Source organism: Ancylobacter sp. SL191 (genome assembly GCF_026625645.1).
Taxonomy (GTDB): domain Bacteria; phylum Pseudomonadota; class Alphaproteobacteria; order Rhizobiales; family Xanthobacteraceae; genus Ancylobacter.
In genome coordinates, this window is sequence record NZ_CP113056.1 from 4500363 (window position 1) to 4523132 (window position 22770).

Below are 22770 nucleotides of genomic sequence, written 5' to 3' on the forward strand. Positions count from 1 at the left end.
GCTCACAGCCCGAACCCGGCCGGCGCGACGGCCTCGATGAGGAGGACGGCGAAGAGCAGGAAAAGATAAAGGATGGAGAAGGCGAAGAGCCGCTTGGCGGCCTGCTCCGCCGGAGCACCCTCGCGGCGGCGATAGACCTGGATGGCGAGCAACAGCATCAGCCCGCCAGTCACGCCGGAGACGATGCCATAGGCGAGGCCCGCCATGCCCAGGAAGAAGGGCGACATGGCCAGCGGCACAAGGATGAGCGTGTAGAGCAGGATCTGGCGGCGCGTCTCGGCCGTGCCGGCGACGACGGGCAGCATCGGCACGCCGGCGCGCGCATAGTCGGCGGACTTGTAGAGCGCCAGCGCCCAGAAGTGCGGCGGTGTCCAGAAGAAGATGATGAGGAAGAGCAGCACGCTCTCCAGCCCGATGCCGCCCGAGGCCGCGGCCCAGCCGACCATGGGCGGGAAGGCGCCGGCCGCACCGCCGATAACGATGTTCTGCGGCGTCCAGCGCTTCAGCCACATCGTGTAGACGACGGCGTAGAAGAAAATCGTGAAGGCGAGCAGCGCGGCGGAAAGCTCATTGACCAGCAGGCCGAGCACCAGCACCGAACCAACGGACAGCGTCATGCCAAAGGCCAGCGCCTCGCCCGGCGCCACACGCCCCGAGGGAACCGGACGGTTCTTGGTGCGGCTCATCACCGCGTCGATATCGGCATCCCACCACATGTTCAACGCGCCCGACGCGCCGGCGCCGATGGCGATGCACAGCAGGGCGGTGAAAGCGATCACCGGATGAACGTCGCCCGGCGCGCGCACGATACCCACAAGCGCGGTGAAGATGACGAGCGACATCACGCGCGGCTTCAGCAGCGCGACATAGTCCGACACCGACGCATAGTGCGGCGCCTCGAGCGGGCGCTGCTCCGTGCGGGTCAGGTCGTAATCGCGCGAGGCGAGGTCGGTCATCAGTTCACTCCGGCATCGCGCGGGGCGATGCGTCGCTGCGGGTCGGCACGGTGGAAAGGCACGTCCAGTCGGGGTGGGGAGCCTCCGGCAGGGAGATGCCGGAGGCCAGTCACGTCACATCCGGCCGATCACTTGATCTTCGGCAGGACGTCGAAGTGGTGGTAGGGCGGCGGGGACGGCAGGGTCCATTCCAGCGTGGTCGCGCCTTCACCCCAGGGGTTCGCACCCGCCGGCACCTTGGCGGCAAACATGCGGTACACGCCGTACAGGAACACCAGCACCGCGAAGCCCGAAATGTACGAGCCGATCGAGGAGATGAAGTTCCAGGCGTAGAACGCGTCCGGGTAGTCCGCATAGCGGCGCGGCATGCCGGCGAGGCCGAGGAAGTGCTGCGGGAAGAACACGAGGTTCACGCCCACGAAGGTCAGCCAGAAGTGCAGCTTGCCGATGCCTTCGCTGTACATGTAGCCGAACATCTTCGGCGCCCAGTAGTACCAGCCGGCGAAGATCGCGAAGACCGCGCCGAGCGACAGCACGTAGTGGAAGTGCGCCACGACGTAATAGGTGTCGTGCAGCGCGCGGTCGATGCCGGCATTGGAGAGCACGACGCCGGTGACGCCGCCGACCGTGAACAGGAAGATGAAGCCGATCGCCCAGAGCATCGGCACGCGGAACGAGATCGACCCGCCCCACATGGTCGCGATCCAGGAGAAGATCTTCACGCCCGTCGGCACCGCGATAATCATCGTGGCGGCCACGAAATAGGCCTGCGTCGAGGAGGAGAGGCCAACCGTGTACATGTGGTGCGCCCACACGACGAAGCCGACGACGCCGATCGCCACCATCGCATAGGCCATGCCGAGATAGCCGAAGATCGGCTTCTTCGAGAAGGTCGAGACGATGTGCGAGACGATGCCGAAGCCCGGCAGGATGAGAATGTACACCTCGGGGTGACCGAAGAACCAGAACAGGTGCTGGAACAGGATCGGGTCACCGCCGCCGGCCGGATCGAAGAAGGTCGTGCCGAAATTGCGATCCGTCAGCAGCATGGTGATGGCGCCCGCCAGAACCGGCAGCGACAGCAGCAGCAGGAAGGCGGTCACAAGCTGAGACCAGGCGAAGAGCGGCATCTTGTGCAGCGTCATGCCGGGGGCGCGCATGTTCAGAATCGTCGTGATCAGGTTGATCGCACCGAGGATCGAGGACGCGCCGGCGATGTGCAGCGAGAGGATCAGCAGATCCATCGCCGGGCCGGGGTGGCCGAGCTTGGAGGAGAGCGGCGGGTAGATCGTCCAGCCACCGCCGAAGCCGTTGGAACCGGCCGCGCCCTCAACGAACAGGGAGAGGATCGCCAGCGCAAAGGACGGCGGCAGCAGCCAGAAGGCGACGTTGTTGATGCGCGGGAAGGCCGTGTCCGGCGCGCCGATCATCAGCGGTATGAAATAGTTGCCATAACCGCCGATCATCGCCGGCATGACCATGAAGAAGATCATGATCAGACCATGGCCGGTGGTGAAGACGTTGAAGGTCTGCGGATCGGAGAAGATCTGGAGACCCGGCTCCTGCAGCTCGGCACGGATGCCGATCGAGAGGATGCCGCCCACGATCCCCGCCACGATGGCGAAGATCAGGTACATCACACCGATGTCCTTGTTGTTGGTCGAGTAGACCCAGCGCTTCCAACCCGTCGGATCGCCCGCGTGACCGGCTGCGTATGCCATGGAACCGTCCCTCATTCGCGCGCTTTCACACGCACCGAAACTCTGATTGCACGGGGCGACCGGCGCCCCGTGGGAGAGGCGCTCAACGCGCCTCGGCCGCGCCGGCCGGAACGACCTCGTTCTGCGCCACGACGCGGGCCGGCTGGTCGGCCGACGCGTACTTCTTCTTGGCATCCTCCACCCAGGTGGCGAAGTCAGCCTCGCTCACGACACGGATGGCGATCGGCATGAAGGCGTGGTCACGCCCGCACAGCTCCGAGCACTGGCCATAATAGACGCCTTCCTTGGTGGCCTGGAACCAGCTCTCGTTGAGCCGGCCCGGCAGGGCGTCGATCTTCACGCCGAAGGACGGCATGGCAAAGGAGTGGATGACGTCGGCGGCAGTGACCTGGATGCGCACGATCTTGCCGACGGGCACCACGACCTCATTGTCGACCGCCAGCAGACGCGGCTGGCCGGGCTGGAGGTCGGCGGTCTGCACCATCAGGCTGTCGAAGCTGAACTGGCCGTTGTCGGGATACTCATAGGACCAATACCACTGGTGGCCGGTCACCTTGACCGTCAGGTCCGCCTTGGGAATGTCGAGCTGCTGGAAGAGCAGCCGGAAGGACGGAATGGCGATGGCGACCAGGATCAGCACCGGCACCACGGTCCACACCACCTCGATCAGGGTGTGATGCGTGGTGCGCGAGGGCACCGGGTTGGCCTTCTCGTTGAACTTCACCGCCACGATGATCAGCAGCGCCAGCACGAGCAGCACCACCGCCACGATGATGGCGAGGAGGAAGGCGTGGAAGGAGTGCATCGTCTCCATCACCGGCGAGGCCGCGCCCTGCAGGTTGATCTGCCACGGCGAGGGCTGGCCCGTGCCGGCGACAGCGCCGCCCGTGGCGACAAGCGTCAGGCCCAGCGTGCCGACCATTGCACCGATAAAGCCAGTGGCGGTGCGTCCAGCGTTGCGGATCCACGATTTCATCGCGATCGTCACTCCCATCAACTCCCACTGTACCCCGGCTTCGGCACAACCAAGCCGCCCGTCGGGCCAGTGGCATTTGATCTTCATCAAACACAAAAAGAACACGCGGGCAACGCGCCTGGGGCCTTCTGCTCCTGCGACATGACGTCGGGTGCCTGGAACCGTTCTATCTGCAATGCCGCTGGGGCAAGGCTTGCTTTGCCGCATTGTTGACACGCATGTGATGCGAGGTGCCGCGCACCCCTCCTGTGCTGCTCATACGCAGCTCACGCACGATTCGCCTTGTCCCGCCGTGGCGATTCTTTAGAAGACTCCTCAGTCAGTTATTCGGGAGACAGCCCATGCGCGGTTTCGCGGCCCTCCGTTCGTCCTTTCTTGCGGCCTTCGCCGCCTTCGCCCTGATGGCGGTGGCTGGCGGTGGGGCGCAGGCGCAGGGGGTCGTGCGTTCGGTCCATGGTGAGTGGCAGATTCGTTGCGACACGCCGCCCGGTGCCCAGTCCGAGCAGTGCGTCCTGCTCCAGAGCGTGCAGGCCGATGACCGGCCGAATGTCGGCCTCACCGTCATCGTGCTGAAGACCGCCGACCAGCAGAGCCGCCTCCTGCGCGTCCTCGCCCCGCTCGGCGTGCTGCTGCCTTCCGGCCTCGGCCTCAAGATCGACGACACCGATGTCGGCCGCGCCGGCTTCGTGCGCTGCGTGCCCAATGGCTGCGTCGCCGAGGTCGTGATGGACGACAAACTGATCAACCAGCTCCGCAACGGCCAGAACGCGACCTTCATCGTCTTCCAGACGCCCGAGGAAGGCATCGGCATCCCGCTCAGCCTCAAGGGGTTCGGCGAGGGCTTCGACGCGCTTCCCTGAGGCGCAGCGATGGCACCCCCCTCACCCATCCGTCTCGTCATCTTCGACATGGACGACGTGCTGCTGCACTACGACGTCGCGGCACGGCAGTCTGCCATCGCCGCCTTGGCGGGGCTGACGGTCGATGAGGTGGCGCGTCTGATCTGGGACAGCGGCATCGAGGACGCCTCCGATGCGGGGCGGCTGTCGGCGGACGCCTACCTCGCCGCCTGCTCCCAGGCGCTCGGCATCCCCTTCGGGCGGGCGGACTGGTTCCGTACCCGCGCCCTCGCCATGACGCTGGACCTGGAGGCCATCGCGCTCGCGCAGGCCGTCAAGGACAAGGCCGCGCTGGCGCTGCTGACCAATAACGGCTTCATCATGGGCGAGCATTTCGACGCGCTGGTGCCGGAGCTTCGCGCCGTGTTCGGCCCGGCCATGCATGTCGCCGCCGAGTTCGGCACCAAGAAGCCGGATCCGGCGATCTATGCCCGCCTTGCCGCCCGCTACGGCGTCGCGCCCGCCGAGGCCGCGATGATCGACGACAAGCCCGTCAATATCGAAGGCGCCCGCGCGGCGGGCCTGACGGGCCACAGCTTCCGCAGCGCTGGCGAGCTGCGCTCGTTCCTCGCCGCTCTCTCTCTTATATAGAGGGACCGTCACCGCGAGCCGTGGACGCGCCAGTGCGCGTCAGCAGAAAACCCGCGCGCCAGCAGGAACCCCATGCCCGAGCTTCCCGAGGTCGAAACCGTCCGCCGTGGCCTCGCGCCGGTCATGGAGGGCCGCCTCATCCGCGAGGCCATTGCCCGCCGGCCGGACCTGCGCTGGCCGCTGCCCGAGCGCTTCGCCGAGCGGCTGACCGGCCGGCGCATCATCAGCCTCGGACGGCGGGCCAAGTACCTGCTGGCCGATCTCGATCCCGGCCCCGACGGCGAGGCGGAGGTGCTGGTGATGCATCTCGGCATGTCCGGCTCGTTCCGCATCGAGGAGGCGCACGCCCCGGCGCTGACCCCCGGCGACTTCCACGTGCCGCGCTCTCGGCTGGAGGTGCATGATCATGTGGTGTTCCGCCTCGAGGGTGGGCATGAGGTCGTCTACAACGATCCCCGCCGCTTCGGCGCCATGCTGCTCACCGCGCGCACGGCGCTGGAGAGCCACCCGCTCTTTGCCGCCCTGGGGCCGGAACCGCTCGGCAATGCCTTCGATGCGGACTGCCTCGCCCGCGCGCTGGCGGGGCGGCGCACGCCGATCAAGGCGGCGCTGCTCGACCAGAAGGTCGTGGCGGGGCTCGGCAACATCTATGTGTGCGAGGCACTGCACCGCGCCGGTATCGCGCCGGAGCGGCTGGCCGCCTCGCTGGTGACCGCCACGGGCAAGCCGACGGCGGCCACGCGGCGCCTCGTCGAGACCATCCGGCTCGTGCTGGAGGAGGCCATCGCGGCTGGCGGCTCCACATTGCGCGACCATGCGCAGGTCGACGGCACGCTCGGCTATTTCCAGCACACATTCCGCGCCTATGACCGCGAGCACGCGCCCTGCCTCACGCCGGGCTGCCGGGGCACCATTGCCCGGCTTGTGCAGAGCGGGCGCTCCACCTTCTATTGTGCATCCTGCCAACGCTAGGGAACGTCCATGGCCTATGAGAACATCCTGGTGGAGACCAATGGCCGGGTCGGCATCGTCACGCTGAACCGGCCCAAGGCGCTTAACGCCCTCAACGCGGCGCTGATCGCCGAACTGTCGCAGGCGCTGGACGGCTTCGAGGCGGATGCCGGCATCGGCTGCATCGTCCTCACCGGCTCCGAGCGCGCCTTCGCCGCTGGCGCCGACATCAAGGAGATGCAGGCGCTCGGCTTCCCCGCCACCTATACGGAGGACTTCATCACCTCCTGGGAGCGGCTGTCGCGCTGCCGCAAGCCGGTGATCGCCGCGGTGGCGGGCTATGCGCTGGGCGGCGGCTGCGAGCTCGCCATGATGTGCGACATCATCCTCGCCGCCGATAATGCGCGCTTTGGCCAACCGGAGATCCAGCTTGGCATCATGCCGGGCGCGGGCGGCTCGCAGCGCCTCACCCGCGCCATCGGCAAGGCCAAGGCGATGGAGATGTGCCTCACCGGCCGTCAGCTCACGGCGGAGGACGCCGACCGCTACGGCCTCGTCTCCCGCGTCGTGCCGCTGGCCGAGCTGAAGAGCGAGGCGATGAAGGTCGCGGACACCATAGCCGGCCTCTCGCTCGCCTCCGTGATGATGACGAAGGAGAGCGTCAACCGCGCCTTCGAGACCACGCTGGCCGAGGGCATCCGATTCGAGCGCCGGCTGTTCCAGGCGCTGTTCGCCACCGCCGACCAGAAGGAAGGCATGGCCGCTTTCGTCGAAAAGCGTTCTGCTTCCTTCACCAATGGGTAAAGGAAGCGTTGCCGGAGGGGCCGGGCCGGCGCTTACGTATTGACGTGGCGCCGGGCGCCGACTATAAGCCCGCCACTCGCGCGGGGCTCCTCCGGGTTGGCTCCGCTTTGTCTTTTGCAACCAAATTCTGGCAAGTAACGGTTCGTACCGGGCTTGCGATGATGAAGAGGACGGCCGATGGCCAATACGCCCTCCGCCAAGAAGGCGGCTCGCAAGATCGAGCGCCGTACCGAGGTCAACAAGAACCGCCGCTCGCGGATGCGGACCTTTGTGCGTAAGCTCGAAGACGCGCTCGCCACCGGCGATCGTGATGCCGCGACCACCGCGTTCAAGGTGGCCGAGCCCGAGATCATGCGGGCGGCCCAGAAGGGCGTGCTCCACAAGAACACCGCGTCGCGCAAGGTCTCCCGCCTTGCCAGCCGCGTGGCCAAGCTCGGCGCCTGACGGCACCCGACGCAAAGCAACTCCAAGTAGTTTGCAAGCCCGGCGCCCGCGCCGGGCTTTTTGCATTCCGGCGCTGCGCAACGCCTCCCCGACCGGGGCCGGGCCGCCTCTGTGCAGCAAGTTCACATGCCGCCACGCCGCAGCGCGGCACCGTCATGGCAGCGTTGCAAATTCGTCACATCACACCGTTGGATGTGGACGATTCACGGGATGCACAGGAGGCGCCGCTTGACTCGGTGAACCTCCCGACGCAGAGCCGAATCACCCCCGAAGGCCATCCGAGCCGGACTCGGGTGCGCAGAAATTCCCTATTTATTTCAACGTCTTGTATCCCACAGGCTAAGGCACCCCCGGAATCGCCACACCCGACCACCCCTCCCCGCCCGGGGGGTGAAAAATAGGTGAGGAAACACCCGTCATGGCGCCTCGGGGAATCTTGCAAGCGAGTCAGAGATTTGCCGACTGATGGAATAAATTTGGGCAGTCGATTCGCCCTCCGGGGCACCCCCTCACCCGCCAACGGCGTTGCACCACGGGGGGGCCCTGTGTATGGTGTGGTCATCCGGTTCTGCCGGACACTTCAGCGAAAAGTTGAGTTTAGGTTCAACTCATTCCGGCATGAGGAGGGTAGTTGCGTGGCTGTTTTACTACCCCTCCTCGCGGCACGGCCTCAGACGGCCAGCCATTACATGACATGTTCTGCGACAGGGGCAGACGCGTCAGGGGCAGACTTGGCGGAATGAGTTTTATCCGCGTTTGTTTCCAGTAGAATTTCAAAAAACGATATCTTGAGACGGGGACGGCAATACAATTGCCGCGAAGGGGCTGCTATGACTGCGCGAATGAGCGTGAGCGGAGATTCAGGATCAGGGCTGCTCCGCAGCCGGCCGGCATCGACCGGCGGGATGATCGAGTATCTGGATTTCTGCGCTTGTTCCCGGTCTCCGGAGGCAGGGCCTCCGACCTGATCGCGCCCTGTCGGGTCGCGCTGCTGATCTCATGAGTTAGACAGCCAACCGCGCCCCAGACGGCCATCACTTTCCATCGGCATCGCTTCTGGACACTCTCGGCCCTGCCGTGCTCGCACGGTGCTTCGGCCGTGGTGGGTCCATGACGTTGCCTTCCCAAGAACCGCAAAAAACCAGCGGAGCGACGATGTTCAAATCCAACAGCCTCCAGTCTTCGGACAGCGGAGCCTTTCCCGGTCCGGTCACGGCTTCCGGCCCCTCGGTCGATTTGGATACCGCACCCCGCGATGCCTGGGAAAAGGTGCGCCGGCGCCTGCGCGCCGAGATCGGCGAAGAGGTCTATTCGAGCTGGTTTCCGCGCCTCGAGCTGGACGGGATCTTCGGCGACACCGTGCGCCTCTCGGTGCCCACCCGCTTCCTGAAGACCTGGATCCAGCAGCACTATATCGAGCGCCTTTCCACGCTTTGGCTTGAGGAAATGGGCGTCGGCCGCGTCGACCTCATCGTGCGCACCGCCATGATGCGGGCGCCCAACGCGCCCGTCCGTGTCGCCGCCACGCCGATGATCCGTCCGGCCGCCGAGCCGCGCCTTGCCGCCAGCGCGCCCGTCGCGCCGGCCACCACCTCGGGCGACGTCGCCGGTGGCTCGCCGCTCGACCCGCGCCTCACCTTCGCGGCCTATCGGCTCGGCGATTCCAATCGCCTCGCCCATGCGGCGGCGCTCAAGGTCGCGGCCGCGCCCTCGGGCAGCGGTCCGGTGTTCAACCCGCTCTATCTCCACGCCGCCGTCGGCCTCGGCAAGACGCACCTCCTGCAGGCCATCGCCGCCGCCGGGCCGGAGCATGGCCGCCGCGTCGTGTACCTCACGGCCGAGCGCTTCATGTACGGCTTCGTCGCCGCGCTGAAGACCCAGTCGGCCATCGCCTTCAAGGAACAGCTGCGCGGTATCGACACGCTGGTGATCGACGACCTGCAGTTCCTGCAGGGCAAGAGCGTGCAGCAGGAGTTCTGTCACACGCTGAACGCGCTGATGGATTCCGGTCGCCAGGTGGTGATCGCCGCTGATCGCCCGCCGGCGGAGCTGGACGCGCTGGAAGAGCGCGTGCGCTCGCGCCTCGCCGGCGGCCTGGTGGTCGAGATCGCCCCGCTCGACGAAGAACTGCGCGTCGAGATCCTCGCCGCCCGCGTCGCCGCCCTGTCCCACCAGCATCCCGGCTTCAACGTGCCGCCGGATGTGCTGAGCTTCATCGCGCGCAATTGCGGCCAGAACGGCCGCGACCTCGACGGCGCGCTGAACCGGCTTCTGGCGCATAATCAGCTGACCTCGCGCGCCATCACGCTGGAGATGGCCGAGACCGCCGTGCGCGATCTCGTACGTTCCTCCGAGCCCAAGCGCGTGCGGGTGGACGACATCCTGCGCATCGTCGCCAAGCACTACAACGTCACCCGCGCCGACATCCTCTCGCAGCGCCGCACCGCCAATGTGGTGAAGCCGCGCCAGATCGCGATGTACCTCGCCAAGATGCTCACCCTGCGCTCCCTGCCGGAAATCGGCCGGCGCTTCGGCGGGCGCGACCACACCACCGTGCTGCACGCGGTGCGCAAGATCGAAGGCCTCGTCGGCAGCGACCGTGCGGTAGCCGATGAGATCGAGACGCTGAAGCGCCTCGTGAGCGACGAGTAGGCGCGAGCCCTCGTCGCCGGGGAGGCGGTATGCCCGCTATCCCCGCGACTATCCCCATTATTTCGCCGCATCGCAGCACCCCCCGCTTGCCTTGGCGGGGCCGGGGCGGCAATGTCGACGCCCCCGGCGGCGCGCCCGCGCCGTCCGCCCGGGGCGCGACGCGGGGCATGCCCTCGCCGGTGTGCCCCGTGCGTCTTCCGTTTCTCGTAATGCACGGGTGTCGCGGCCATGAAGGTCACTGTCGAGCGGGCCGAGCTGCTCAAGTCCCTCGCCCACGTTCATCGTGTCGTCGAGCGGCGCAACACCATACCGATCCTCGCCAACGTGCTGATGCGCACGGATGCGCGTGGCCTGGCGCTGCGGGCGACCGACCTCGATATCGAGATCGTCGAAACCATCTCCGCCGAGGTCGGGCAGGAGGGCGCCACCACGGTGCCCGCGCATACGCTCTATGACATCGTGCGCAAGCTGCCCGAGGGCGCGCAGGTTCAGCTTGAGACCTCCGGCGATCGCGGGACGCTCACCGTGCGCGCCGGCCGCTCGCGCTTCGCGCTGCAGACCCTGCCGGAGAACGAATTCCCGGACCTCGCCGCCGGCGAGATGACGCACCGCTTCACCCTGCCGGCCGGGGAGCTGAAGCGCCTCGTCGACAAGACGCAGTTCGCCATCTCGACCGAAGAGACCCGCTATTATCTCAACGGCATCTATTTCCATGTCGCCGAGGCCAATGGCCCGGTGCTGCGCGCGGTCGCGACCGACGGGCACCGCCTCGCCCAGGCGCAGACCGCCGCCCCCACGGGCGCGATCGGCATGCCGGGCGTCATCGTGCCGCGCAAGGCGGTGGCCGAGATCCAGCGCCTCGCCGAGGATGGCGATGCCGAGGTGACGGTGGAGCTCTCCACCGCCAAGATCCGCGTCTCGCTCGACCGCGTGGTGCTGACCTCCAAGCTGATCGACGGCACTTTCCCGGACTATGGCCGCGTCATCCCGGTCGGCAATGACAAGACGCTGGTGGTCGACAAGGCCGAGTTCGCCTCCGCCGTCGACCGCGTCTCCACCGTCGCCAGCGAGCGTGGCCGCGCGGTCAAGCTCTCCATCGCCGATGGCAAGCTGACGCTCTCCGTCACAAACCCGGATTCGGGCAGCGCGACGGAAGAGCTGGAAGTCGAGTACGGCTCCGAGCCGATCGATATCGGCTTCAACAGCCGCTACCTGCTCGACATCACCTCGCAGATCGAAGGCGGCACCGCCGAGCTCAAGCTCGCCGATCCGGGCTCCCCGACCCTGTTGCAGGATCCCGAGAAGCGCGGCGCGCTCTATGTGCTGATGCCGATGCGCGTGTGAGCGCGGCCGGGGGCCCGCGCGCCCGCATCACCCGGTTGCAGCTCACCGATTTCCGCAGCTACCACGCCGCGGAAATCCGCGCCGGCGATGGGCCGGTGGTGCTGATCGGCGCCAATGGCGCCGGCAAGACCAATCTCCTCGAGGCCATCTCGCTGCTCTCGCCCGGGCGCGGCCTGCGCCGGGCGAACCTCGACCAGTTCGCCGCCCGCGTCCCCGATGGCACGCGCGCCGCCGGCTGGGCCGTGTCGGCCCGTGTCGACGGCGCCTATGGCGAGGTGGCGCTCGGCACCGGCATCGAGGCCGGCGGTGAGGAGACGCGGGCCCGCCGCTGCCGCATCGACGGCGAGACCGTCGGCTCGGCCACCGCCTTTGCCGCCCATCTGCGCGTGGTGTGGCTGACGCCGGATATGGACGGACTGTTCACCGGACCACCCTCCGAGCGACGCCGTTTTCTCGACCGCCTGGTGTTGGCGGTGGATGCCGAGCACGGCGCCCGCGTCAACGCGCTGGAGCGCGCCCTGCGCTCCCGTAACCGGCTGCTGGAAGAGCCGGGCACCGACCCGCGCTATCTCGACGCCGTCGAGCAGGAGCTCGCCGCGCTGGCCATTGCGGTGGCCGCCGCGCGGCTGGAAACGGTGCGCCGCCTCGCCGCCGGCATCGCGCGCGGGCGGGACGATGCCTCGCTCTTTCCCTGGGCGAGCGTCGCGCTGGAGGGCGAGGTGGAGCGCGCGCTGGCCGAGCGCCCGGCGACGCTGGTGGAGGACGAGTACCGGCTGGCGCTCGCCGCCACCCGTCCTCGCGACCGCGCCGCCGGCCGCACGCTGGACGGCCCGCATCTGTCCGACCTCGCCGTCGGCCATGGGCCGAAAGGCATACCGGCTTCCCTCGGCTCCACCGGCGAGCAGAAGGCGCTGCTGATCGGCCTCGCCCTCGCCCATGCCCGCCTCGTCGGCGAGATGGCGGGGCTCGCGCCCGTCATGCTGCTCGACGACGTCGTGGCCTATCTCGACCCCGCCCGCCGCGCCGCGCTGTTCGAGGCGCTGGAGCGTCTGGGCGGGCAGGTGTGGATGACGGGGGCCGACCCCTCCGCCTTCGCGGCGCTGGGGGACCGCGCCGAGCGTTTCCTCGTCACGCCGGGCCGGGCAGAACGCGCGCCCGCATAGGTGGCCGGACAGCCCGTCGATATGAGCACTTGACCTCCTTCGCGCGTGCGCGCACGTAGTGCGCCATCATGAACCTGCTCGACCTTGCCGTCTTCGCCGCCGCCCTCGCTCTTGCCGCCGCCTCGCCGGGGCCGAGCGTCATCGCGCTGGTGGCCCGCACGCTGGTGCGTGGGCGCGAGGGAGCCGGCCCGCTGGTCGCCGGCATCGTGCTGGGCGACATGGTCTGGCTGGCGGCCGCCGTGATGGGCCTTGCCGCCCTTGCCGCCACATTGGGCTCGTTCTTCGTCGTCGTGCGGCTCGCGGCCGCCGCCTATCTGATCTATCTCGCCTGGAAGCTGTGGATGTCCACCGGCACCCCGGCCGAGGCCGTGCCGATCCGCGAGAGCGATTCCCGCCTCGGCCTGTTCCTTACCGGCCTCGGCATGACGCTCGGCAACCCCAAGGCGATGGCCTTCTACCTCGCCTTGCTGCCGACCATCGTCGACCTCAACCGACTGACCCTGCTTGGCTTTGCCGAATTGTGCGGCATCATCGCGCTGGTTCTGGCCGGCGTGTTCGGCAGCTATGTCGCCCTCGCCCACCGAGCGCGCGGCTTTGCCGGCAGTGCTTGGGGCGCCCGGCTGATCAACCGGGCCTGCGGCACCGCCATGGCCGGCGCGGCGGTGCTGGTAGCCACGAAATAAACGCGCGTTTGCGCTACAAAAGAACCTGTCAATTCAAGCGATTCGAAGGGCTGCACCCATGGCCGATTCCGACAACGCCGCCTCCCCGAACTCCGACGGGGAAGAGTATGGCGCGCAGTCGATCCAGGTGCTGCGCGGCCTCGACGCCGTGCGCAAGCGGCCGGGCATGTATATCGGCGACACCGATGACGGCTCGGGTCTGCACCACATGGTCTATGAGGTCGTCGACAACGCCATCGACGAGGCGCTGGCCGGCTATGCCGACAAGGTCACGGTCACGCTGAACGCCGACGGCTCCGTCACCGTCACCGACAATGGCCGCGGTATCCCGACCGACATCCATTCCGAGGAAGGCGTCTCGGCGGCGCAGGTCATCATGACCCAGCTCCATGCCGGCGGTAAGTTCAACCAGAACTCCTACAAGGTCTCCGGCGGCCTGCACGGCGTCGGCGTCTCAGTGGTCAACGCGCTCTCCACCACGCTCGACCTGACCATCTGGCGCAACGGGCTTGAGCACCACATACGCTTTCGCAACGGCGATGCCGAAGCGCCGCTGGCGGTGAAGGGTCCGGCGCCGGAAGGCCAGCGCGGCACCATGGTCACCTTCGTGCCCTCGCCCCTGACCTTCACCCACATCGAATTCGACTACGCTACGCTGGAGCACCGGCTGCGCGAGCTCGCCTTCCTGAACTCCGGCGTGCACATCGTGCTGACCGATGCGCGCCACGCCGAGGTGAAGCGCGAGGAGATGGTCTATGAGGGCGGCGTCGAGGCCTTCGTGCAGTATCTCGACCGCTCCAAGCAGGCCCTGCTGCCCAAGCCCATCGTGATCCGCGCCGAGAAGGACGGCATCACCGTGGAATGCGCCCTCTCGTGGAACGACAGCTACCACGAGAACGTGCTCTGCTTCACCAACAACATCCCGCAGCGCGACCGTGGCACGCACTTCACCGGCTTCGCCGCCGCCCTGACGCGCCAGATCATCGGCTATTCCGAGCGCTCGGGCATCGCCAAGAAGGAAAAGGTCGATCCGACCGGCGAGGATTGCCGCGAGGGCCTGACCGCCGTGCTCTCGGTGAAGGTGCCGGACCCGAAATTCTCCTCGCAGACCAAGGACAAGCTTGTCTCCTCGGAAGTCCGCCCGGTCGTCGAGGCGCTGGTGAATGAGGCGCTGAGCTCCTGGCTCGAAGAGCATCCCGGCGAGAGCAAGGCGCTGGTGACCAAGGTGGTGGAAGCTGCCGCCGCCCGCGAGGCCGCCCGCAAGGCCCGCGAACTCACCCGGCGCAAGAACCCGCTCGACGTCGCCTCCCTGCCCGGCAAGCTCGCCGACTGCCAGGAGCGCGACCCGGCCAAGTCCGAGATCTTCATCGTCGAGGGTGACTCGGCCGGCGGCTCCGCCAAGATGGGCCGCAACCGCGCCTTCCAGGCCATTCTGCCGCTGCGCGGCAAGATCCTGAATGTCGAGCGCGCCCGCTTCGACAAGATGCTGTCCTCGGACCAGATCGGCACGCTGATCACCGCGCTCGGCACCGGCATCGGCCGCGACGACTTCAACGTCGACAAGCTGCGCTACCACAAGATCATCATCATGACGGACGCGGACGTGGACGGCTCCCACATCCGTACCCTGCTGCTGACCTTCTTCTTCCGCCAGATGCCGGAGCTTCTGGAGCGCGGGCACATCTATATCGCCCAGCCGCCGCTCTATAAGGTCACGCGCGGCAAGTCCGAGCAGTACCTCAAGGATGAGCGCTCGCTGGAAGACTATTTGATCACCCAGGGCCTCGAGGATGCCTCGCTTGTGCTCGCCTCGGGCGAGGTGCGCGCTGGCGGCGACCTGCATCACGTGCTGGAAAGCACCCGCTCCTTCCGCAATGTGATGAACGGCCTGCACCCGCGCTACAACCGCGCCGTGGTGGAACAGGCGGCCATTGCCGGCGCCTTCGCTCCCGGCCTGCTGATCGACGAGGAGCGCGCCGCGGAAGTGGCGACCATCGTCGCCAAGCGGCTCGACGGCGTCGCCGATGACACCGAGCGCGGCTGGACCGGCACGGCGGATGCCGGCGGCTTCACCTTCTCGCGCGTGGTGCGTGGCGTGAAGGAAGTGGCGGTGCTTGACGCCACTCTGGTCGGCTCCGCCGAGGCGCGCCGGCTCGACGCCCTCGCTGCCGATCTCCAGGAAGTCCATGCCGAGCCCGCCACGCTGCGCCGCAAGGCCGCGGAGGCGCTGGTGCATGGCCCCATGGACCTGTTCGACGCCGTCACCGATGCCGGCCGCAAGGGCATCGCGCTCCAGCGCTACAAGGGCCTTGGCGAAATGAACGCCGAACAGCTGTGGGAGACGACGCTGGACGTCAACGCCCGCTCGCTGCTGCAGGTGAAGGTGAAGGAAGTGGCCGACGCCGACGACCTGTTCAACCGCCTGATGGGCGATGTGGTCGAGCCACGCCGCGAGTTCATCCAGGAGAACGCGCTGCGCGCAAGTGTTGACGTCTAGTGAGGTGGACGTCTAACGCGGTCTACGGCTGACGGGACTTCCCGTCAGCGCGAGGCAATCTGCCCGCCGATGCGGGCGGTGCCCTTCTCGCCATTGTCGCGCAGCCAGGCCACCTGCCCGTCGCCGAGGCGGGTAAGGACGAAGCACATCGGCTTGCTATCATACCAGGTCTCGAAGCGTTGGCAGAGCCGGTCCTCGGCGATCCACCAGCGGCCTTCATCCTTGGGCTGGGCGAGCCGGCCAAGCCCGACCGCGTCGCCATCCCCATTCACCCGTCCGTCCGGGAAATAGTTCAGCGGGAACTCGCCACCGAGTGGCACGGCGAGGAAGATCTGCCGGCCGATGATCTCGCGGCGGATGTCCTCCGCATTGAGTTCGGACGCGCGCGCGGGTGCGGTGGCGGCGGCACCGGCCAGAATGAGAGCGACACCTGCGAGCGTCTGTGCCTTCAGCGGCATGGGAACCTCCTGTGCAGCGTGATGGAACATGCCAACCCTGCTCTGCTACGCAGGATCGTCGGGTTTGGATCTCTGGCGGAAACGTGAGCACGCGCCCCCTCGCCGACAGCGCCGGGCGCGCCATAGTCTCCTGCGACCTTTCCGTTACGACAGGAGACGCGCCATGCTTCGCTTCACGCGGCCCCGCCCCACTCACACCCGCCTTGCCGCCGCCCTCGCCGCCGGCCTGATGCTCGCCGCCGCGCCCGCCATCGCTCACCACGGCTGGAGCTGGGCGGAATCGGAAAAGATGACGCTGGAAGGCACGATCACCGCCATCTCCATGGCGCCGCCGCACCCCACCCTGCGCGTGCGCGCCGCCGACGGGCGGGACTGGCAGGTCGATCTCGGCAATCCCCGCCAGACCGCCGCCTCCGGCTTCACCGGTGAGAGCGCGAAGACGGGCGACGCCATCACCGTCCTCGGCAACCGGTCACGCGAGACGAATGAGGCGCATATGAAGGCGGTGCGCATCACCATCGGGGATAAGAACTACGTCATGTATCCCGAGCGTCTCGGCAGCAACTGACGCGCCGTGGAGACGCAAGACGGCTTCCTCGGGGTACTCGCCGGCTGGCCCGGCGCGAGGGCGCTGCATGCGTCCTGGGTGGCCTATCTGCTGGTCAATGCCGCGCATATCCTCGGGCTGGCGCTGCTGATCGGGCCGATCCTGACGCTTGATGCGCGGCTTCTGGGGCTATGGCGCGGCTTGCCGCTGACGGTTCTGACGCCGCTGCTCACCCGCGTCGCCGCCGGCGGGCTGGGGCTGGCGCTGCTCTCCGGCGTCTGGCTGTTCACGGTCCGCCCGGCGGACTATCTCGCTAATCCGGCCTTTCTCACCAAGCTCGGCCTGCTCGCTCTCGCCATCGCCAATATCGCGCTCCAGCACAGGCAGGCGGGCTGGCAGGCGGTACGCGCGGGTGCCGAACCCGGCACGGCTGTGCGAGTTTGCGCCGCCCTCTCCACCCTGCTTTGGATCGCGGTCCTGGTCGCCGGGCGCTGGATCGGCTTCGCCTGAAGCCCTACTCGCCTCCTCTCCCATCCGGCTCTAAAGTGCCGGCCTTTCCGTCTGCCGTGAGTCCCGAGCCATCATGACCGTGTTCTCCGCCTCCGCCCGCACCGGCGCCCGCCTTCTCGTCGATGCGCTCGTCGCCAATGGCGTCACCCGCGCCTTCGGCGTGCCCGGCGAGAGCTATCTCGATGTGCTCGACGCCCTCTCCGACACCGACGTCGACTTCGTCATCTGCCGGCAGGAGGGCGGCGCGGCGATGATGGCGGAAGCGGTCGGCAAGCTCACCGGCCGGCCGGGGATCTGCTTCGTCACGCGCGGGCCGGGCTCGACCAATGCCAGCGCGGGCGTCCACATCGCCCAGCAGGATTCCACGCCGATGATCCTCTTCGTCGGCCAGATCGCCCGCTCCATGCGCGGGCGCGAGGCGTTTCAGGAGGTGGATTACCGCGCCGTGTTCGGCCCGCTGGCCAAATGGGCGGTGGAGATCGACGAGGCCGCCCGCATCCCCGAGATCATCGCCCGCGCCTTCCGCGTCGCGATGCAGGGGCGCCCCGGCCCGGTGGTCATCGCCCTGCCGGAAGACGTGCTGAGCGAGATCGCGGAAGTACCGGACGCCCCCGCTGTCGAGCCGGCCGAGACCTGGCCGGGCCTCACTGACATGATGCGCCTGCAGAAGATGCTCTGGGCGGCGCGAAAGCCGCTGATGATCCTTGGCGGCGCGCGCTGGAACCCGAAGGCCATCGCCTCGGTGACGCGCTTTGCCGAGCGCTTCGACCTGCCGGTCGCGGTGTCCTTCCGCCGGCAGATGCTGTTCCCAGCCGACCATGCGTCCTATGCCGGCGATATCGGCTTCTCGCTCAACCCGAAGCTCGGCGCGCGGCTGAAGGAGGCGGACCTCGTCATCCTCGCCGGCGGACGCTTTGGCGAGGTGCCCTCGCAGGGCTACAGCCTTCTGGGCATTCCCGATCCCGGCGTGCCGCTGGTCCACGTCCATGCCGACCCGGACGAGCTGGGCCGCGTCTATCAGCCGGCGCTCGCCATCAACGCCTCGTCTTCCGCCTTCGCCGCCGCGCTGGAAGGCGTGCAGCCGCCCAACTCCATCGTCTGGGGGCCGTGGCGGGAAAGCGCACGCGCCGATTATCTCGGCTGGACCGAGGCGCCGCCTGCCAATCCCGGCGCGGTGCAGATGGCGACGCTGGTGCATTATCTGCGCGCCCTGCCGCCGGAGACGACGATCTGCAACGGCGCCGGCAATTTCGCCATCTGGGTCCATCGCTTCCACCGCTTCCGCGCCTTCGGTTCGCAACTCGCGCCGACCTCGGGCTCGATGGGCTATGGCCTGCCGGCCGCCATCGCCGCCAAGCGCGCGCAGCCGGAACGCCCGGTGGTGGCGGTATGCGGTGACGGTGATTTCCTGATGACCGGGCAGGAATTCGCCACGGCCGTGCAGTACGACGTGCCCATCGTCGCGGTGGTCGTCGACAACGGTATGTACGGCACGATCCGCATGCACCAGGAGCGCGAATACCCCACCCGCGTCTTCGGCACGACACTGAAGAACCCGGACTTCGCCGCCTATGCTCGCGCCTTTGGCGGCTTCGGCGTGACGGTGGAGCGCGACGCTGACTTCGTGCCGGCGCTCGACGCCGCCTTCGCCTCGGGGCTGCCGGCGATTGTGCATGTGAAGCTCGACCCGGAGGCGATCACGCCCTCCACCACCCTCACCGCGCTGCGCGAGAAATCGCTGGGCGAGCGCTCGGTGAGCTAAAGCCGGGTCAGCTCCCGCCCTCCTCCGTGTCGAACATTGAGCCGGCGCCGCGCGCGCTGGCGCCGATCATGCGGGCAATGGCGGTGATATCCTCCTGCCCGCCCAGCGCGTCACGCGCGGCGGACCATGTCGCGAGCAGCGCCTCCAGCGCCGGGGTCTCCGTCTTCGCCCGCGCGGCGAGATCGACGGCGATGGAAATGTCCTTGCAGAACAGCTCCAGCGTCTGGCCGAAATCATAGGTGCCGGTCAGCACATGGTTGGGCAGCTTCACCTCAGTCGCATGGCTCTTGCCGGAACCGGCGCTCCAGACCTTGAGCATGACCGGCGGATCGAGCCCGAGCCGCTGGCCGATGATGAGCGCCTCCGTCGCGGTCCACAGCGTCGCCGCGGAGAGGTAGTTGTTCAGCGCCTTCAGCACATGGCCGGAGCCGACCGGCCCGACCCGCACCACCTCCCCGCACATGAGCGCCAGCAGCGGCTGCACGCGGGCAAAGCCTTCCGGCGTGCCGCCGCACATGGCGGTGAGCGTGCCGGCGCGGGCTCCCGCCATGCCGCCGCTCACCGGTGCGTCGACGACGGCGATGCCGCTCGGCGCCAGTTCGTCGGCAAGCGCGACGATGCTGGCGGGGGCGGCGGTGGACATATCCACCACAAGGGAACGCGGCGCCCCGGAGAGAGCACCCTGCGGGCCCAGCAGCGCCTCGCGCACATGGCGGTCGGTCGGCAGCATGGTGATGACAACATCGCCGGGCAGGTTCGCCGCCGCGGTCGCGACCGGGATGCCCCGCGCGCGGAATGGCGCCAGCGCCTCCTCGGCAAGGTCCACCACCGCCAGCCGCACACCGTGATCGGCCAGCCGCGCCGCCATCAGCCCGCCCATGCGGCCGGCGCCGATGAAGAGCACGCTATCCTTGCTCATGCTTGCCTCCCCTGCCCTGCGCGCGCTGTTCAATGCGCGCGTGCCGCCAGCGAGATCGCCATGGTGGCCACCGCGTTGCGCGCTTCCGTCTCGTCCGACAGGCCGGCGACCCGGCGCGAGAAGGCGCGCAGCAGGCGCACGGATTCGCCATCCAGCGCCGCGATGGTGCGGGCGAACTCGATGGCGCGGGCGAGCGCAGTGCCGCGCGGCACCACCTCGGTCAGGATGCCGATTTCCTTCGCTTCCGCCGCGCCGAAATGCCGGCTGGTCAGCGCCAGTTCGAAGGCGCGCTTGAACGGCACGAATTTGGCGAAATAGGACAGCACGATCAGCGGCGGCAGCCCGTGCGACATTTCCGGCAGGGCGAACACCGCATCCTCAGCGGCGATGGCGATGTCGCACTGGGTGGTGAAGCCGCAGCCGAAGCCGAGCGCCTTGCCCTCCACCGCCGCGATGAAAGGCACGGGCGAGGTGCGCAGCCGGGCGTTCACTTCGAGGATAAGGCCCAGATCATCGCGCACATCCGCCGCCGAGGTGAGGCCGCGCAGGCCGACGCGGCCGGCGCAGAAATGCTCGCCCTCACCCGCCAGCACCACGCTGGTGAGATCGGGCTTGGCCAGCACCTCGTCCAGCGCGGCCGCGAACTGCGCGAGCTGGGCGGAGGAGATGTGGTTGCCGTCCGCCGTGTGGGTGAAGGTGACGCCGTAAATGCCGTCGCCATGCGCCTCGATCTTCATTCTCACTCTCCTTGAACCGACCGGACGGTCGAACCGCCGGCATGTTTTCGCTTGTCGTATTGTACGACAGTAATATGCTACGCCGCGTTCGCCCCTCGGGGGCCGATGCGAGCGTGAAAGGACACGGGGCGATGGCGCTGATCGAGCTGAACGGGGAAAGCCTCGGCTATGACCGGGCGGGTGCGGGCGAAAAGCTCCTGCTGATCCATAGCCTTGGCATGGCCGCGTGGATGTGGCGCGAGCAGATCCGCCGCTGGTCCTCGTCCTTCGATGTCATCGCGGTGGATGCGCGGGGCCATGGCCGCTCCAGCCGTCGCGGCGGCTTCACCGTGCGCCATGTCGCCAGCGACCTCGCCGCCGTGCTGGAAGCCTTTGGCGGCACGCCGGCGCGCGTCGTCGCCATTTCCATGGGTGGGCCGATCGCCGCCCATCTCACCGATATCGCGCCGCATCTGGTCAGCCGGCTGGTGATCGCCGACAGTTTCGCCACGCAGGGCGAGGCGGGCGCCACCCGCGCGGCGGCCATCGCCAGCACCATCGCCACTGGCTCGATGGACGCCTATGCCCGCGCCTATGCCGCCGACACGCTGGTGGAGGACGACCCTACCCATGTCGCCGAGCTCGTCGCCAGCATCGCCGGCATGGAGCCCGCCGCCTATGTCGAGGCGGCACAGTCGGTGTTCACCGCCGATGTGGTCGAGCTCTACAAGGCGGTTAAGGTGCCGACGCAGGTCGTAGTGGGTTCGCGCGACAACCGCACACCGCCGCGCCTGTCGCAGGAGATCGTCCAGCTCATCCCCGGCGCCCTTTATGCCGAGATCGAGGGCGCGCGGCATCTGGCCAATCTCGACCGTCCGGCCGCCTTCCATGCGGCGGTCGATCCCTTCCTGCTGGGCTGAGCGGGCGTGATGAGCACACCGCTCGGCATCGGTCCCCTCAGTCAGGAAAGCGCGCCGCTGCGCCGCAAGCTGGTGGCGACGCTGCGCCGGCTGATCGAGACCGGCGTGCTCGCCGCCGGCCAGCGCCTGATCGAGAAGGATCTCACCGCCGAGCTGGGCGTCAGCCGCACCGTGCTGCGCGAGGCGCTGCGCGAGCTGGAGGCGGACGGGCTGCTCGCCGCCGGGCCGCGCGGGCTCTCCGTCGCGGTGCTCGCGCGGGGCGAGGCCGAGAACATCTATGCCGTGCGCGCCGCGCTGGAGGCGGTGGTCGCCCGCCAGTTCTGCCAGCGGGCGGAGGCGGCCGCCCGGGACGCGCTGACCGCCGCCCATGGCACGCTTGCCCGCTCCTATGCGGCGGGCGAGCTCGGCGCGATCCTCGATGCCAAGCTCGCCTTCTACGAGGCGCTGTGCGCCGGCGCGACGAACAGCGTGGCGCGCGATCTGCTGGGGCGCCTCAACGCCCGCATCAGCCTGCTGCGCGCCCGGTCCCTCGCCGACCCCGGCCGCAAAGTCGCTTCGGTCGCGGAAATCGACGCCCTCGTCAGCGCCCTTCTCACCCGCGACGCGGCCCGCGCGGCGTTGCTCGCCGAACGCCATGTGATGGCGGCCGCCGAGGCCGCGCTTGGCCCCGCCCCTTCTTCCCCATCCCATGATCCGGAGATCCCTCAATGACCGACGACCTTTTCGAGAAGGGCCTTGAAATCCGCCGCGCCGTGGTCGGCAGCGCCTATGTCGACAAGTCGCTGGCGGAAGCCGACGACTTCACCCGCCCGCTGCAGGAGCTGGTGACCAAATATTGCTGGGGCGAGGTGTGGGGCCGCGAGGGCCTGGCCCGCCGCGACCGCTCGCTGCTCAATCTCGGCATGATCGCGGCGCTGAACCGTCCTCATGAGCTGAAGCTCCATGTGCGCGGCGCCCTGAATAACGGGCTGACCCGCGACGAGATCCGGGAGGTGTTCCTCCAGGTGGCGATCTATTGCGGCGTCCCCGCCTCGCTCGACAGCTTCCGCATCGCCCGCGAGGTGTTCGCCGAGGAAGACGCCAAGGCCGCCGCCGCGAAGGGGTGAGCGTCGAGCGTCCCGGTGCGGAGCCCACCTTTCCCTCTCCCCGTCGGGGAGAGGTGGCCCGCGCAGCGGGTCGGTGAGGGGGGAGCCCGGTCGCGGGAGCGGTCGAAGGCCCCTCACCCCAACCCTCTCCCCGTCGGGGAGAGGGAGAAGC

Annotated in this window: 22 protein-coding genes; 16 read left to right on the plus strand and 6 right to left on the minus strand. The window is 68.2% G+C overall.

Features of this window, described 5'->3' with window-relative positions; genetic code table 11:
* Window positions 1–2: 2 nt before the first annotated feature.
* From OU996_RS20645 to coxB, 3 genes are all read right to left on the minus strand, one after another.
* On the minus strand, window positions 3–956 hold the full coding sequence (locus tag OU996_RS20645) for a heme o synthase (RefSeq protein ID WP_267583471.1): 954 nt from the start codon (window positions 954–956) through the stop codon (window positions 3–5).
* Between the two features lie 128 nt (window positions 957–1084).
* Window positions 1085–2677, minus strand: coding sequence for a cytochrome c oxidase subunit I (ctaD, locus tag OU996_RS20650; protein ID WP_267583472.1), 1593 nt, complete (start codon window positions 2675–2677; stop codon window positions 1085–1087).
* An 82-nt stretch (window positions 2678–2759) separates the two neighbouring features.
* Window positions 2760–3653: a cytochrome c oxidase subunit II gene (coxB, locus tag OU996_RS20655; protein WP_420712659.1), complete on the minus strand. Its 894-nt coding sequence runs from the start codon at window positions 3651–3653 to the stop codon at window positions 2760–2762.
* A 341-nt stretch (window positions 3654–3994) separates the two neighbouring features.
* Here coxB and OU996_RS20660 point away from each other — a divergent pair, with 341 nt between their 5' ends.
* The 10 genes from OU996_RS20660 (at window position 3995) to gyrB (ending at window position 15681) form a co-directional block, all read left to right on the plus strand.
* Window positions 3995–4513, plus strand: a complete 519-nt coding sequence (locus OU996_RS20660) for an invasion associated locus B family protein (protein ID WP_267583473.1) — start codon at window positions 3995–3997, stop codon at window positions 4511–4513.
* A gap of 9 nt (window positions 4514–4522) precedes the next feature.
* A complete protein-coding gene (locus OU996_RS20665) occupies window positions 4523–5143 on the plus strand; it encodes an HAD family hydrolase (RefSeq protein WP_267583475.1) in 621 nt (206 codons plus the stop codon).
* Between the two features lie 72 nt (window positions 5144–5215).
* A complete protein-coding gene (mutM, locus tag OU996_RS20670) occupies window positions 5216–6115 on the plus strand; it encodes a bifunctional DNA-formamidopyrimidine glycosylase/DNA-(apurinic or apyrimidinic site) lyase (RefSeq protein ID WP_267583476.1) in 900 nt (299 codons plus the stop codon).
* A gap of 9 nt (window positions 6116–6124) precedes the next feature.
* Complete coding sequence (locus OU996_RS20675; RefSeq protein ID WP_267583477.1) at window positions 6125–6898, plus strand: enoyl-CoA hydratase; 774 nt, start codon at window positions 6125–6127, stop codon at window positions 6896–6898.
* 177 nt (window positions 6899–7075) lie between these two features.
* Window positions 7076–7342 (plus strand): 30S ribosomal protein S20, encoded by a 267-nt coding sequence (gene rpsT, locus OU996_RS20680; RefSeq protein WP_267583478.1) that lies wholly within the window; start codon window positions 7076–7078, stop codon window positions 7340–7342.
* A gap of 1155 nt (window positions 7343–8497) precedes the next feature.
* Complete coding sequence (gene dnaA / locus OU996_RS20685) at window positions 8498–9994, plus strand: chromosomal replication initiator protein DnaA (protein ID WP_420712660.1); 1497 nt, start codon at window positions 8498–8500, stop codon at window positions 9992–9994.
* A gap of 228 nt (window positions 9995–10222) precedes the next feature.
* Window positions 10223–11338, plus strand: coding sequence for a DNA polymerase III subunit beta (gene dnaN / locus OU996_RS20690; protein WP_267583479.1), 1116 nt, complete (start codon window positions 10223–10225; stop codon window positions 11336–11338).
* Entirely contained in the window at window positions 11335–12501 is a 1167-nt protein-coding gene (gene recF / locus OU996_RS20695) for a DNA replication/repair protein RecF (protein ID WP_267583481.1), read from the plus strand. Before dnaN ends, recF begins: the two co-directional genes overlap by 4 nt.
* Before the next feature lie 68 nt (window positions 12502–12569).
* Complete coding sequence (locus OU996_RS20700; protein ID WP_267583482.1) at window positions 12570–13184, plus strand: LysE family translocator; 615 nt, start codon at window positions 12570–12572, stop codon at window positions 13182–13184.
* Window positions 13185–13242: 58 nt separating this feature from the next.
* A complete protein-coding gene (gene gyrB, locus OU996_RS20705; protein ID WP_267583483.1) occupies window positions 13243–15681 on the plus strand; it encodes a DNA topoisomerase (ATP-hydrolyzing) subunit B in 2439 nt (812 codons plus the stop codon).
* Between the two features lie 44 nt (window positions 15682–15725).
* On the opposite strand, the gene OU996_RS20710 is transcribed toward gyrB, so the two are convergent.
* A complete protein-coding gene (locus OU996_RS20710; RefSeq protein WP_267583484.1) occupies window positions 15726–16139 on the minus strand; it encodes a hypothetical protein in 414 nt (137 codons plus the stop codon).
* A gap of 163 nt (window positions 16140–16302) precedes the next feature.
* Between OU996_RS20710 and OU996_RS20715 the strand changes: the two genes are divergently transcribed.
* The 3 genes from OU996_RS20715 to OU996_RS20725 all read left to right on the plus strand — a co-directional run bounded on the left by OU996_RS20715 (window position 16303) and on the right by OU996_RS20725 (window position 18958).
* Window positions 16303–16707 (plus strand): DUF6152 family protein, encoded by a 405-nt coding sequence (locus tag OU996_RS20715; protein ID WP_267583485.1) that lies wholly within the window; start codon window positions 16303–16305, stop codon window positions 16705–16707.
* Window positions 16708–16713: 6 nt separating this feature from the next.
* Window positions 16714–17196: a DUF6644 family protein gene (locus OU996_RS20720; protein WP_267583486.1), complete on the plus strand. Its 483-nt coding sequence runs from the start codon at window positions 16714–16716 to the stop codon at window positions 17194–17196.
* A gap of 73 nt (window positions 17197–17269) precedes the next feature.
* Window positions 17270–18958, plus strand: coding sequence for a thiamine pyrophosphate-binding protein (locus tag OU996_RS20725; protein WP_267583487.1), 1689 nt, complete (start codon window positions 17270–17272; stop codon window positions 18956–18958).
* A gap of 7 nt (window positions 18959–18965) precedes the next feature.
* On the opposite strand, the gene OU996_RS20730 is transcribed toward OU996_RS20725, so the two are convergent.
* Entirely contained in the window at window positions 18966–19877 is a 912-nt protein-coding gene (locus OU996_RS20730; protein ID WP_267583489.1) for an NAD(P)-dependent oxidoreductase, read from the minus strand.
* Between the two features lie 29 nt (window positions 19878–19906).
* The gene (locus tag OU996_RS20735; RefSeq protein ID WP_267583491.1) at window positions 19907–20614 is read right to left on the minus strand and encodes an enoyl-CoA hydratase/isomerase family protein; all 708 of its coding nucleotides are present in this window, start codon (window positions 20612–20614) and stop codon (window positions 19907–19909) included.
* A gap of 131 nt (window positions 20615–20745) precedes the next feature.
* Here OU996_RS20735 and OU996_RS20740 point away from each other — a divergent pair, with 131 nt between their 5' ends.
* The 3 genes from OU996_RS20740 to pcaC are packed head-to-tail and all read left to right on the plus strand — an operon-like array spanning window position 20746 to window position 22619.
* Window positions 20746–21513, plus strand: a complete 768-nt coding sequence (locus OU996_RS20740) for an alpha/beta fold hydrolase (protein WP_267583492.1) — start codon at window positions 20746–20748, stop codon at window positions 21511–21513.
* 9 nt (window positions 21514–21522) lie between these two features.
* The gene (locus tag OU996_RS20745) at window positions 21523–22224 is read left to right on the plus strand and encodes a GntR family transcriptional regulator (RefSeq protein ID WP_267583493.1); all 702 of its coding nucleotides are present in this window, start codon (window positions 21523–21525) and stop codon (window positions 22222–22224) included.
* Entirely contained in the window at window positions 22221–22619 is a 399-nt protein-coding gene (gene pcaC / locus OU996_RS20750) for a 4-carboxymuconolactone decarboxylase (protein WP_267583494.1), read from the plus strand. The genes OU996_RS20745 and pcaC overlap by 4 nt, the downstream gene beginning before the upstream one ends.
* Window positions 22620–22770 lie beyond the last annotated feature (151 nt).